The following is a 12,767-nucleotide window of genomic DNA, read 5'->3' as shown; positions in this document are numbered from 1 at the left end:
TCAGCCATGGCTCATCAGCTGCCCGAACTGCCCTACGGCCTCGACGCGCTCGAGCCCCATATCTCCCGGCAGACCCTGGAGTTTCACCACGGCAAGCACCACGCCGCCTACGTCACCAACCTCAACAAGGCGATCGAGGGCGGTGACCTTGAGGACAAGACCCTGGAGGAGGTGATCCTGGCGGTGGCCGGCGACGCCGGCAAGGCCGGCGTCTTCAACAACGCTGCCCAGGTCTGGAACCACAGCTTCTACTGGCAGTGCATGAAGCCCGGCGGCGGCGGTGCCCCCACGGGCGCCCTGGCCGACAGGATCAACGCCGACTTCGGCAGCTTCGACGCCTTCAAGGAGCAATTCAAGGCCGCCGGTGGCACCCAGTTCGGCAGCGGCTGGGCCTGGCTGGTCCTCGACGGCGGCAGCCTCAAGATCACCAAGACCCCCAACGCCGACCTGCCCCTGGCCCACGGCATGAAGGCCCTGCTCACCATGGACGTCTGGGAGCACGCCTACTACCTCGACTACCAGAACCGCCGTCCCGACTACATGACCACCTACCTCGACAAACTGGTCAACTGGGATTTCGTGGCCGCCAACCTGGCCGCCGCCTGATTCTTCGCCATCGTGCCTGATGCCGTCTGGGCTCCCCGGGGGAGTCGCAGACGGCTTTTTCATGGCATGGGAGGGGCAACGGGGAGCGAGGCGGCGGATCCCGTTCAGTTCACGGTGCGGATTTCCGTGAGTGCATTGCCGCTGCCCACCAGTTCCGGAGATCTGATCGCCGAAAGGCCGATGCAGAGGCCGCTGTAGAGCAGGGGGTGAATGGTGGCGGCCTTGAGGATCTTCTTGTGCCGCGACGTCGCCGGCTGGCGATGGTCGTAGATGGAGAACGACCGCTTGATCGGTTGATCCTGCACCGCCCTGCCGTGGCGATAGAAATGGGCCGTGAGGGACTTGCGGGTCTTGACGTCGGAGGCCGGCATGTCGGCCCCGTGCACCAGCAGGGAATCCCAGAGGATCACGTCCCCCTTGGCCGGCAGCAGGCGCACACAGCGCCCCTCGGGGTGATCGCACTGGAAGGCCCGGTCGTTCTCCAGATCGCCGAAGTCGTAGGCCCCAGGATCGATCCGGCCCCGGTTGGTGCGTTCGTAGATCTTGAAGGGACCGCAGTCCATCGTGATGTCCTCCAGGGCGATCCAGGCCCCGATCACACCGCCGGGGGGGTCGGTGTCGAGATACCAGCTGTCCTGATGGTTCCGGGTGCCGACGCTGCGATCGAACAGCATCGTCTGCCAGTTCACGTACACCCCCTCTCCGGCCTGGTCGTGCAGGCAGCGGTAGAGCGGCTCGGAGAAGATGATCGCCTCCACCTTCTGCTGAAATCCGGGCAGGGCCCCCAGCAGATGGGGATTGTGAATCGAATTTCTCAGGTTTCCATGGCCATCGAGGTTGGGAGCCTCGAAGGAATTGGTGCCCTGGGCGCGGAACCGGAATCGGCGCGATCGCTTGATCCGCCCGAGGGAGTCCAGCAGGGCATCGATGCGCTCCGCCGGAATGGCGCCCTTGATGAGCGCGTAGCCGTTGCGGGCCAGCGGGGTTGAAAGATTGCTGGAAAGGTTGCTGGCAACCGTGCCGGCAGAACTGGTTGCCTGGCTCGTCGCAGGGGCCATGGCCAAATGAAGCATCAACGCCGACCTTGACGGTAGGTCAGGACTCCGGCAGACGCCGCTCAGACCCGGGCCGCCTCCAGCACCGCCTCGGGCGGAACCCACATGGCATCGCCGTAGGAGAAGAAGCGGTACCGATGGGCGATCGCCTCGTCGTAGAGGGCCAGCAGCCGGGGACGGCCCACGAGCGCGCTGACCAGCAGCAGCAGGGAGCTGCGCGGCAGATGGAAATTGGTCAGCAGCCCCTGCACCACGGCGAAGCGGAAACCGGGCTGAATCACCAGATTGACCGGGCCCGTGTGGGGCACCAGCCGACCACCGTTGAGGGCCGCCACCCCCTCCAGGCTGCGCACGCAGGTGGTGCCCACGGCGATCACCCGCCCGCCCCGGGCCCGGCAGGCCGCCACCGCCGCCACCAGCTCGGGGCGCACCTCCACCCACTCACTGTGCAGCTCCAGGGCGCTGAGGTCCTCACTCTCCACCGGCCGGAAGGTGCCCAGCCCCACGTGCAGGGTCACTGTGGCCAGGAGGACACCCCGGGCCCGCAGGGCCTCCAGCAGCTCGTCGCTGAGATGCAGCCCCGCGGTCGGCGCCGCCACCGCGCCGGGCCGGGCGGCGTAGCGGGTCTGATAGCGGCTGTCATCCACCCCCTCCGGCGCCGCGATGTAGGGCGGCAGGGGCATGGACCCGTAGCGCGCCAGCAGGGGCTCGATCGCCGCCGCGTCGGTGCAGTCCGCCGGAAAGCGCACCAGCCGGCCTCCACTGGCCGGGTCGGTGGCCTCGATCCGCACCGGCAGGGGCGGCTGGCCCGCCGCTTCCAGGCGGAGCTCCTCTCCCTGGTGCAGCCGCTTCGCCGGACGTGCCAGGCAGAGCCAGAGGCCCTCGCCGCGGGCTTCCAGCAGCAGCAGCTCGACGGCGCCGCCGCTGGCCCGCCGTGCCGCCAGCCGGGCCCGCAGCACCCGGGTGTCGTTCACCACCAGCAGATCACCGCTCACCAGTTCCTCCTGCAGGTCCCACACCGTGCGGTGCCGGGCCGCCGCCGCATCGGTGTCCGTTCCGGCACCTTCCAGCACCAGAAGTCGGGCGGCATGACGGGGTTCGGCCGGCTGCTGGGCGATCAGGTCCTCGGGCAGGGCGAAGGAGTAGCTGGAGAGGAGCCCGTCGGCGGGATCGGGAGGGACGGACATCAGGCCGGCAGGAAGAAACGCACGAGGGTGAAGACCCGGTTGCGCTCGGCCAGCAGGGCCTGGCGCAGGTTCAGGCCCCGCTGGTTGAGCAGCAGGCCGTCGAGGGGGTAACGGGGGATGGCCACAGGCATGACGATGGTGTGGGAACGGTCGGGATGCAGGGCTTCCCGCTCGGCCACGAAGCCCACGAAGGGCTGGATCAGGGAGGCGTAGGGACTGTCCAGAATGGCCAGGCCCAGCCGGGGATCCTCCCCCACCCACTGGCGCCACTGGGCCCGGATCCGTTCCGGATCCTCCCGCTCAGCGCGCACCCACACCGCCGTGACCCGGTCCGACACCCGGGCGGCGTAGCGCAGGGCCTCCAGGGAGGGGCGGCTGAGCGAGGGGACCCAGACGATGCTGTCGTTGCCGATCGGTTCGCTGCGCTCCGGGATCCGGATCGGCCCGCGGTCGGCCTCGCCGGGGGCGATCGCCGCGTCCACCTGGCGGTACCGCCGCCGGATGCGCGCCAGGCCGGCCACGATCACCGGGATGGCGATCACCACCGCCCAGGCCCCCTCATCGAACTTGCTGATCACGATCACCACCAGCACCAGCAGGGTGGTGAAGGCCCCGGTGGCGTTCATCAGCAGCCGGCCCAGCCAGCCGCCACCGCGCCGGCGCCACCAGTGGACCACCATCCCCGCCTGGGAGAGGCTGAAGGCCAGGAACACCCCCAGGGCATAGAGGTTCACGGCCATGGTCGTGTCGCCGCGGCAGAGCAGGATGAACAGGGCGGTGCCCACCACCAGCACGGCGATGCCGTTCTGGAACACCAGCCGGTCGCCGATCCAGCCCATCTGGCGGGGCAGGAAGCGGTCCTCCGAGAGCATCGCCGCGAGCCGCGGAAAATCGGCGAAGGCCGTGTTCGCGGCCAGCACCAGGATCAGCAGGGTGGCGATCTGCAGCCCCCAGAGCAAGGGACTGCCCGCCCCGAACACCCGGGCCCCGATCAGGGCCATCACCGTGGTGCCCGGCCGCGGAGCAATCCCATACACGTAGCCCAGGCCACTGACAACCAGGAACATCGCCGACAGCATCAGGCCCATCACCAGCAGGGTGGAGCGGGCCCGGGCCGCAGCCGGCTCCCGGAACACCTTCACCCCGTTGGCGATCGCCTCGATGCCGGTCATGGCTGAGCAGCCCGAGCTGAAGGCCCGCAGGATCAGGAACAGCCCGAGAGGCTCCAGGGCCGCCACCGACGGCGGCGGGTCGGGGCGGAACCCGTGGGCCAGGAGCAGGTTGCCGAAACCGGCCAGGGCCAGCAGGGCCACCATCCCCACGAACGCGTAGGTGGGCAGGGCGAACAGGCGGCCCGCCTCCCGCACTCCCCGCAGGTTGGCCCAGCCCACCAGCAGCAGCAGCACCAGGGAGAAGGACACCTCGTGGCGCAGCAGATCCGGCCACAGCGAGGCCAGGGCACGGGTGCCGGCCATCAGGCTCACGGCGGCGGTGAGGGTGTAGTCGACCAGCAGGGCCGCCGCCGCCACCAGCGACGGAGCCGTGCCCAGGTTCTCCCGCGCCACCACGTAGGAGCCGCCCCCCTGCGGGTAGGCCTCGATCGTCTGGCGGTAGGAGAACACCACGATGGCGATCAGCACGACGATCGCGCCGGTGATCGGCAGGGACAGGCCCAGGGCGCCGCTGCCGGCCAGCACCAGCACCCCCATAGCCGCCTCGGTGGCGTAGGCCACCGAGGAGAGGGCATCGGAGGAGAGGATCGCCAGGGCCTGGAAGCTCGGCAGCCGTTCGCTGCGGGCGGCGGAGCGTGGCAGGGGGGGGCCGAAGAGCCGGCTGAGCAGCGCGACGGCCACGGCGGGGGGAGCGCAGGGACCTAGAGCGCCAGGCTGTCGGGGCGGTTCTCGATCAGGTCGGCCAGATCCTTGAGGAAGGCGGCCCCATGGGTGCCGTAGATCACCCGGTGATCGGCGGTGAGATTCACCTGCATCTGGCGCCGGACAGCGATGGAGCCGTCCTTGAGAGCCACGACCACCGGCCGGGAGGCGGCCACCGCCAGGATGGCGCCGGTGCCCGGCGGCAGGATCGCGTCGAAGCGGTCGACGCCGAACATGCCCAGGTTGGAGAGGGTGAAGGTGCCGGTGGAGTATTCCTCGGGCTTGAGCTGCTTGGAGCGGGAGCGGGCCACCAGATCGGCCCAGTTCCGGGAGAGGGAATAGAGGTCGGTGCTGTCGGCGGCCGCCAGCACGGGGGTGATCAGGCCACCGTCGTCCATGGCCACCGCCACCGCCACATTCACCGCCGCCGGATAGGTCATGCCGGTATCGGAGGCGGCGGCGTTCACCTGGGGATGGCGCGCCAGGGTGACGCCCACGGCCTTGGCCAGAAGGGCGGTCATGGTGACGCCCTTGGGTTTCACCTGTTTGTAGAACGCGTCGAGCCGGTCGGTGGTGATCGTGTAGCCGACGTGGAAGCAGGGGACAGCCAGGCTGACGTTCATGTTGCGAACGACGGCCTGCTGCAGGGTGTTGAAGGCCACCGTCTCACCGGGTCGCCCGAAGGTCTGGCCGGCGGGGGCGGCAGGGGCCGGAGCAGAGCCGTTGCCGGCGGCGGGCGCCATCGCGGCAGCTGTGCCCTCGGCCACCCGCGGCACGCTCACCGGCTGGCCGGCGGCCTGCTCCACGTCCTCGGCCTGGATGCGGCCGTTGGGACCAGTGCCCCGCACCGAAGCCAGGGCCACGCCGAGCTGGCTGGCCAGCTTGCGGGCCCGGGGGGTGGCCACCACGCGGCCGTCCGTGACGGCGGGTGCCGCCACCGGGGCCGGAGCGGCCGCCACGGGGGCAGGGGTAGGGGTGGCCGCAGGGGCCGGTGGCGGTGCGGCTGGGGTGACGGTGAGCGTCGGGGCAGCAGGAGCGGGGGCGGCAGCCGCAGCAGCCGGAGCGGGAGCCGCGGCCTTCGCCGCGGCGATCTCGGCTTCGCTCTCGACGATCAGACCGATCGTTTCGCCCACCGGGGCCGTGCTGCCGGCCTCCATCAGCACCGCGGCCAGAAAACCCTCCTGGAAGGCCTCCACATCCATGTCGGCCTTGTCGGACTCCACCACCAGCACCGACTCACCCCGCTCCACCCGCTCGCCGGGCTTCTTGAGCCACTCCACGATCTTGCCCTCCGTCATGGTGGAGCTGAGGGCCGGCATGAAGATTTCGTGGGTGGCCAACGGAGATCTGACTCTGTGATGGGGGGATTTTAGGCAGCGAAAGGATCAGCCCCCCTCGATCGCCTCGATCACCCCATCGCGCACCAGCACCGACACCTGCAGCTTCTGCACCAGGTTGTCGCCCACCTGCACGTCGCAGAAGCTCTCGATCTGCCCCTGCTCCACCACCTGCTCCATCTCCAGCTCTCGCACCTGGCGCTGCTGCTCGAGCACCTGCCGCTTCTGCTCCTCGAACTCGGCCCGCTTGGCCGCCACCTGCTGCTGCACCGAACCCACCTGCTCCTGCACCCGGGGATCCAGCGGATTGGCGCTCTGGCGGCGGATCTCGTCGATCAGGCGCTGGCCCTCCTGCTCCAGCTGGGCCAGCTGCTGGTCGAAGTTGGTAAGGGCATTGCTGAGCTCCCGCTCGGCATCCTCCTTCCAGCGGGGGGTCACCACCGCCCGCACCGTGATCGAACGCTTGATGCTGAGGGTGTTGCAGTCGGCCATGGGAGGTGAGGTGCAGGGGTCAGGCTGTCAGGCGGCGGGCGATCCGGTCAACCACCCGCATAGATCGCGGCGATGGCGGCCCTGTCCCGATCGGCGATGCGGTCCCGCCGCTGCTTGAGGGTCTGGGTGAGCAGGCCGTTGTCGATGCTGAAAGGTTCCACCAGGGCCACACCGCCCAGCCGCTCGTCCGGCCGGGAGCCTGGTCGGGCGGCCAGCAGCCGGTTGCACTCCCGGCAGAGAGCCCGCAGCAGGGCCGGATCGGCGGCACCGTCCCCGGGCAGGGGCAGCTCCGCCGCCGCCGCAAAGGCCTGCAGGACCTCCGGTTTCGGCACCAGCAGGGCACCGAGCTGCTTGCGGTCCTGACCCACCAGCATCACCTGCTCCACCAGGGGGGAGGCCACCAGGGCCTCCTCCAGGGGGCCCGGCTCGATGTTCTCGCCGCTGCTGAGCACGATGGTGTCCTTGGCCCGGCCGGTGAGCACCAGGGTGCCGTCGGGCAGCAGCAGGCCCAGGTCGCCGGTGTCGAACCAGCCCTCCCCATCGAGCACCCTGGCAGTGGCCTCGGGCTTGTGGTGGTAGCCGGCCATCACCTGGGGGCCGCGGGCCAGCACCAGTCCGCGCTCACCGCAGGCCAGGGTGGCGCCGCTGGCCGGGTCCACCACCTTGAGGGCCGTGTCCGGCAGGGGCTGGCCGGCGCTGCCGCGGCGGTTGCTCCAGGGCCGCCGGCAGGAGAGCACCGGACTGGTCTCGGTGAGGCCGTAGCCCACCAGCAGCTCGATGCCGACGGCCTCGAAGAAGCCATCGACATGGATCGCCAGGGCACCACCGCCGCTGATGGCCGTACGCAGACGTCCGCCCACCAGCTGGCCTCGCACCTTCGGCCAGAGCACGGCTCCCGCCAGAGCGTGCAGGGGCCAGACCAGCAGGGCGCCGGCAGCGGCCAGGACGCGACCGGGCACCGCCTCGGGGGCCAGGGTCAGATCCAGCGCCACCCGGCGGCGGCGGTGGTACCCCCGGCTGAGGGCAAGGGCCGTGCGCAGCAGCCGCTGGCGGGAGGGGGGCATGGCGGCCAGGGCGTCCTCGAAACCGGAGAGCAGGGCTTCCCACAGCCGCGGCACGCTGATCAGGTACTGGGGCCGCACCTTCTGCAGGTCGGAGCGCAGCTGCCTGAGGGTGGTGTAGGTCTGGCGGCAGCCGCAGCTCAGCAGGAAGTACTCGGCCGTGCGTTCGTAGGCGTGCCAGATCGGCAGCACGCTGAGCACCTGGTCGCCGGGGCTCGGGGCCACCGCCACCCCCAGGTTGCGCAACTGGTGCAGCAGGTTGGCGTGGCTGAGGGGCACCCCCTTGGGCTGGCCCGTGGTGCCGGAGGTGTAGAGCAGGCTGGCCAGTCGCTGGGGACCCCCGGCAGGAAGCGGCGGCGGCGGTTTGTCCGCTCCCCGTTCCAGCAGCTCCGACCAGGTGAGACAGGGCACCGGGGGCGGCACGGCGGGAGCCTCGCCCTCCAGCAGCACCACAAAGCGCAGCCGCTCCAGGGCCGGCCCGGCCAGCTCCAGGCGCTCCAGCAGGGCGGCCGATTCCAGCACCAGGCCGATGGCGCCGGCATCCTCGAGGATGTAGCGCAGCTCCTCGACCGGCGCTCCGCTGCCCCGCACCGCATCGGCGGCGCCGGCCCGCATCAGGCCCTGGTCGGCCACCAGCCAGCGGGGGCCATTCTCGGCGAACAGGGCGACCACGTCCCCGTCCACCGCCCCCAGATCGGCAAAGGCCGCGGCGGCCCGGTCGATGGCCTGGCGCAGCTCGGCGAAGCGCAATGTTTCCGGATGGCGGCCATGGGGGGCCTCCAGGGCGACCGCATCGCCGTAGAGACGTTCAAGCTCGGGCCAGAGGCCTTCGAGGCCCTCGAGCCGGCTCCAGTCGTGGCGAGCGGCCAGGGCGCGGCGGTCCTGGGGGCTGCCGCTCCATTGGATCTCGGCTCTGGCGTTCATGGGCGGCAGGCGCGGGAGAGCGGAAGCTCAGGATTCTCCCAGGCCTGGCCCGATCCCTCCAGCTCCTGCCCTCGCCAGTTCCTCCTCCGGCCGGGGCGACCGCAGCACCAGCCCGAACCGCCGGACGAAGGCCGCCAGCAGCAGCGGCGCCACCTGCTCCGGGGTGAGGCCGGGCCGCCAGTCGACCAGCCGGCCCACGGGCCGGTCCTGGATGCCGCAGGGAACGATCGCCCCGAAACCCTCCAGGGCACAGTCCACGTTCAGGGCCAGCCCGTGCTGGCTGATCCAACGCCGGGCGCCGACGCCGATGGCCGCCAGCTTGCGGCCCTCCAGCCACACCCCGGTGAGGTCCTCGACCCGCTCCCCTTCCAGCCCCAGGTCCCGCAGCACCGCCAGCACCACCTCCTCCAACGCCCTGAGATAGAGGTGCAGGTCGGCGCCGTGGCGCTGCAGATCGAGCACGGGATAGAGCACCAGCTGGCCCGGCAGGTGGTGGGTGACCTCACCGCCCCGGTCGATGCGGAACAGGGGCAGGGGGGGATGGGCGGGATCGAAGCCCAGATGGCGCAGGCTGGCCCCCCGACCCAGGGTGTAGCAGGGCTCGTGCTCGAGGAGCAGCAGAGCGTCTGGGGCGGCGGGATCGTCGAAGCGACGCCGCTGCAGCCGGCGCTGCCATTCCCAGGCCAGCGGGAAGGGAACCGGGCCCCGGGGTTCAAAAAGAATTGCGGGAGTGTTGGGGGCCATGCACCGGCGTTCCTAGCCTGAAAGGGACTCCAGAGTCCGCATTCCTCTGGAGGGGCGCCTCCGAATGAAACTGCTGATCCACGGCCGCAACCTCGACGTCACACCGGCGATCAGGGAGTACACCGAAACCAAGCTCAACCGCGCCATCAGCCATTTCAATGGCATGGTCAAGGAAGCCGACGTCCATCTGTCGGTGGCCCGCAATCCGCGGGTTCCCCAGCAGACCGCGGAAGTCACCGTCTTCGCCAACGGCATGGTGATCCGGGCCCAGGAACGCAGCGAGAATCTCTACGCCAGCATCGACATGGTGGCGACCAAGCTGAGCCGCCAGCTGACCCGTTACAAGGACCGGCTGCAGGAGCGCACCCAGGGGCCGGTGCACCGCTCCGCCGCCGCCGAGGAGGCCGGTGCGGCCAGCCTGCCCAGTCCAGGAGGCTCCCTCACCGATGGCCTGGAACCCGCGGTGCCCCATCGCGGCGTGCGCCGCAAGTACTTCGCCATGCCGGCGATGGAGCTGGAGGAGGCCCTGCACCAGCTGGAGCTGATCGACCACGACTTCTACATTTTCCGCGATGCGGCCACCGACCAGATCCAGGTGGTCTACCGCCGCAACCACGGTGGCTTCGGCGTCATCCAGCCCCGTGACGCCTGAGCGGACCGAGGAACGACCCGATCTCGCCCCCCTGATCGACCATGCCCTGCTGGATCCCCACCGGGGCGTGGAGGCGGTCCACCGCTGCTGCGATGAGGCCCGCCACTTCGGCTTCGCCGGGGTGTGCCTGGCCTCCCGCTGGCTTCCGGTGGCCCGCGAGCGGCTGCCGCTCGATGGGCCGGTGAAGCTGATCGGCGTGGTGGCGTTCCCCTTCGGTGCCGTGCCCACGGCCATCAAGCGGGCCGAAGCCGAGTGGGCCGCCGCCGCCGGCGCCGACGAGCTGGACGTCGTGCCGGATTTCGGCGCCCTGGCTGATGGGGACGGCGGCGCCGTGCTTGACGATCTGGCGGCCATCACCGATCTGGGCCTGCCGGTGAAGGTGATCCTGGAGGCCGGGCGCCTCGACCCGGAGGCCCTGGCCCTGCTGGTGGAGATCAGCATCGATGCCGGCGCCCGCCACCTCAAGACCGGCAGCGGCTTCGGTCCACCGGTCACGGCCGATCAGGTGACCCAGCTGGTGGCCCTGGCCCGGGGGCGGGCGGCGGTCAAGGCCGCCGGCGGTATCGCCGATCTGGACCAGGCCCTGGCCCTGGTGGCGGCCGGCGCCGGCCGGCTGGGCACGAGCCGGGGCGTGGCCCTGATGCAGGCCCTGCGGGCCCATGCCTGAGCGGAGCCTCGATGGCCTGGTGCTCACCGCGCGTCCCCTGGGGGAACACGACCGGCTGCTCACCCTGCTGAGCGAGGCGGAGGGGCTCACCCGCCTGGCGGCACCGGGGGCGCGGCGGCCGAAGAGCAGCCTGGCGGCGGCCGTGCCCCTGACCCACCTGCACCTGCAGGTGGGGGGCCGGGGCGGCCTGGGGCGGGTGCGCCAGCTGCGGGTGCTGCGCAGCTACAGCGGTCTGGCCCAGCGACTCGAGACCCTGGCCGCCGCCCAGGCTCTGGCCGAGCTGTGCCTGAAGCTCGTGCCCGGCGAGGCTCCGGCCCCGGGCATGCTCGCCGACCTGCTGCTGCAGCTGGGCCGCCTGGAGGGGGTGGTGACGGAGCGGGCGGAGCCGCTGGAGGCCCTGGCCGTGGCGGTGCAGGGGAGTGTGCACCTGCTCGCCCTGGGGGGTTTCGCCCTGCCGCTGCAGCACTGCTCCCGCAGCGGCGCCCCACTGGCGCCCCCGATCGGCGACTGGGACTGGCGCTGCAGCCTGCTGCCCAGCGAGGGCCTCGCCATCGGTGCCGTTCCCGGCGCCCGGGTGATGCTCAACGCCTCCGAACTGGCCCTTCTGCAGCGGCTTACGCGCCCCGCCCTGCCCCGCCGACGGGATGGCAACCTGATGGGGCCTGAAGCGGTGTGGCTGCACCTGCTGGCTCTGGTGGAGGCCTGGTGCGGCGAGCATCTCGGCCAGCGACCGCGAGCCTTCAGACTGCTGCGCACTGCCTGCGAACCCATGGCCCCGCAACCGTCCGAGCCCACATGAGCCCGAGCGGGCCCAACGAGAGGGGGCTGGCCGGGGTCCTGGCCATGCCGGGCTTCCGGCGACTCTGGATCGGCCAGGTGTTCTCCCAGCTGGCCGACAAGTTCTACATCGTTCTGATGGTGTTCCTGATCGCCCAGTACTGGGTGACGGACACCCCCCAGAGCAATGAGGCCCTCGCTGAGGCGGCCGCCGCCATCCGGATGAGCTTCGAGACCCGGGCCCAGATGATCACGCTGCTGGCCACGGGCATCTACGTGGCCAACACCGTGCCGGCCATGCTGCTCGGCACGGTGGCGGGCGTCTGGGCCGACCGCTGGCCGAAACGCACCGTGATGGTGGCCTCCAACGGCCTGCGCGCCGCGCTGACGCTCCTGGCCCCCTTCTGCCTGCTGCCCGGACCGATGTGGCTGGGGCTCAGCTGGGGCTACTGGGCGCTGCTGGCCATGACCTTCGGCGAGTCGGTGCTGACCCAGTTTTTCGCCCCGGCCGAGCAGGCGGCCATCCCCCTGCTGGTGACCAACCCCCAGCTGCTGGCGGCCAACTCGGTGTACCAGGCCACCAGCATGGCGGCCACCATTGTCGGATTTGCCCTGGGCGACCCGATCCTGCGCCTGCTGCGCTCCCTGCTGGCCCAGGTGGGGATCCCGGGAGGAGAGTTCGTTCTGCTGCCCCTCTGCTACGGAGCGGCGGCGGTGGCCATTGCCGGGATCCGGATCCCCGAGCCGCCCCGGGAGCCCCGGTCCATCTCCGTCTGGCAGGAGATCGGGGAAGGGCTGCAGGTGCTGCGGGAGAGGCCCAACGTCCGCAACGCCATGCTGCAACTGGTGCTGCTCTACAGCCTGCTGGCCGCCCTCTACGTGCTCGCCATCAGCCTGGCGGCGGCGATCGGCGGCCTGGGGCCCACCCGCTTCGGCACCCTGCTGGCCATGAGCGGGCTGGGCCTGGCCCTGGGGGCCGTCGCCATGGCCCAGCTCGGTGACCGCTTCAACCGGCGCCTGCTGGCCAGTGCTGGGCTGGGAACCATCGCCTGGTGCCTGGTGCTGCTCGGCCAGCTGCGCGGCAACCTGGTCTTCACCCTGCTGCTCTGCGGGCTTCTGGGGGTGGGCGCGGCCCTGCTGGCGATCCCCGCTCAGACGACGATCCAGGAGGACACACCGGAGAACCAGCGGGGACGGGTGTTCGGCCTGCAGAACAACCTGATCAACATCGCCCTGAGCCTGCCCCTGGTGCTGGCGGGTGCGGTCGTGAGCCGCTACGGACTGCTGCCGGTTCTCTGGGGGCTGGCGGCGATCGCGGCCGTCGCCGCCCTCAGCGGGCGCCCCTGGAGAAAGGGCTGAGGATCCTCGGAACCACTGCTAAATTCTGCTGT

General features: G+C 70.9%; 12 protein-coding genes. 5 read left to right on the top strand and 7 right to left on the bottom strand.

The annotated features are described in order from the left end of the window. Positions 1 to 6: 6 nt before the first annotated feature. Complete coding sequence (locus KUG41_RS03405) at positions 7 to 606, top strand: superoxide dismutase (protein ID WP_216901083.1); 600 nt, start codon at positions 7 to 9, stop codon at positions 604 to 606. 104 nt (positions 607 to 710) lie between these two features. Here KUG41_RS03405 and KUG41_RS03400 read toward each other — a convergent pair whose 3' ends face one another. Genes KUG41_RS03400 through lipB form a run of 7 tightly spaced genes read right to left on the bottom strand, consistent with a single transcriptional unit; the run spans position 711 to position 9,280 of the window. Next, complete coding sequence (locus KUG41_RS03400; RefSeq protein WP_216901081.1) at positions 711 to 1,664, bottom strand: phytanoyl-CoA dioxygenase family protein; 954 nt, start codon at positions 1,662 to 1,664, stop codon at positions 711 to 713. A gap of 59 nt (positions 1,665 to 1,723) precedes the next feature. Next, entirely contained in the window at positions 1,724 to 2,848 is a 1,125-nt protein-coding gene (gene queA, locus KUG41_RS03395; RefSeq protein ID WP_216901079.1) for a tRNA preQ1(34) S-adenosylmethionine ribosyltransferase-isomerase QueA, read from the bottom strand. Further along, the gene (locus KUG41_RS03390) at positions 2,848 to 4,701 is read right to left on the bottom strand and encodes an APC family permease (RefSeq protein ID WP_216901077.1); all 1,854 of its coding nucleotides are present in this window, start codon (positions 4,699 to 4,701) and stop codon (positions 2,848 to 2,850) included. The genes queA and KUG41_RS03390 overlap by 1 nt, the downstream gene beginning before the upstream one ends. A gap of 20 nt (positions 4,702 to 4,721) precedes the next feature. Further along, a complete protein-coding gene (locus KUG41_RS03385) occupies positions 4,722 to 6,062 on the bottom strand; it encodes a dihydrolipoamide acetyltransferase family protein (RefSeq protein WP_216901075.1) in 1,341 nt (446 codons plus the stop codon). Between the two features lie 45 nt (positions 6,063 to 6,107). Beyond that, complete coding sequence (locus KUG41_RS03380) at positions 6,108 to 6,551, bottom strand: YlqD family protein (protein ID WP_216901073.1); 444 nt, start codon at positions 6,549 to 6,551, stop codon at positions 6,108 to 6,110. Between the two features lie 47 nt (positions 6,552 to 6,598). Continuing rightward, complete coding sequence (locus tag KUG41_RS03375) at positions 6,599 to 8,536, bottom strand: AMP-binding protein (RefSeq protein WP_216901071.1); 1,938 nt, start codon at positions 8,534 to 8,536, stop codon at positions 6,599 to 6,601. A 27-nt stretch (positions 8,537 to 8,563) separates the two neighbouring features. Beyond that, on the bottom strand, positions 8,564 to 9,280 hold the full coding sequence (lipB, locus tag KUG41_RS03370) for a lipoyl(octanoyl) transferase LipB (RefSeq protein WP_216901069.1): 717 nt from the start codon (positions 9,278 to 9,280) through the stop codon (positions 8,564 to 8,566). A 64-nt stretch (positions 9,281 to 9,344) separates the two neighbouring features. Between lipB and hpf the strand changes: the two genes are divergently transcribed. Genes hpf through KUG41_RS03350 form a run of 4 tightly spaced genes read left to right on the top strand, consistent with a single transcriptional unit; the run spans position 9,345 to position 12,735 of the window. After that, complete coding sequence (gene hpf, locus KUG41_RS03365) at positions 9,345 to 9,932, top strand: ribosome hibernation-promoting factor, HPF/YfiA family (RefSeq protein ID WP_216901067.1); 588 nt, start codon at positions 9,345 to 9,347, stop codon at positions 9,930 to 9,932. Continuing rightward, the gene (gene deoC / locus KUG41_RS03360; RefSeq protein ID WP_216901064.1) at positions 9,922 to 10,599 is read left to right on the top strand and encodes a deoxyribose-phosphate aldolase; all 678 of its coding nucleotides are present in this window, start codon (positions 9,922 to 9,924) and stop codon (positions 10,597 to 10,599) included. Before hpf ends, deoC begins: the two co-directional genes overlap by 11 nt. Next, positions 10,592 to 11,398, top strand: a complete 807-nt coding sequence (recO, locus tag KUG41_RS03355; protein WP_216901062.1) for a DNA repair protein RecO — start codon at positions 10,592 to 10,594, stop codon at positions 11,396 to 11,398. The genes deoC and recO overlap by 8 nt, the downstream gene beginning before the upstream one ends. Beyond that, complete coding sequence (locus KUG41_RS03350; protein WP_216901060.1) at positions 11,395 to 12,735, top strand: MFS transporter; 1,341 nt, start codon at positions 11,395 to 11,397, stop codon at positions 12,733 to 12,735. Before recO ends, KUG41_RS03350 begins: the two co-directional genes overlap by 4 nt. Positions 12,736 to 12,767: the final 32 nt, after the last annotated feature.

The organism is Synechococcus sp. CCY 9618, from assembly GCF_019038415.1.
GTDB lineage: Bacteria > Cyanobacteriota > Cyanobacteriia > PCC-6307 > Cyanobiaceae > Cyanobium.
The sequence above is the reverse complement of the archived record's forward strand: the minus strand, read 5'-3'. Positions and strand labels throughout refer to the sequence as shown.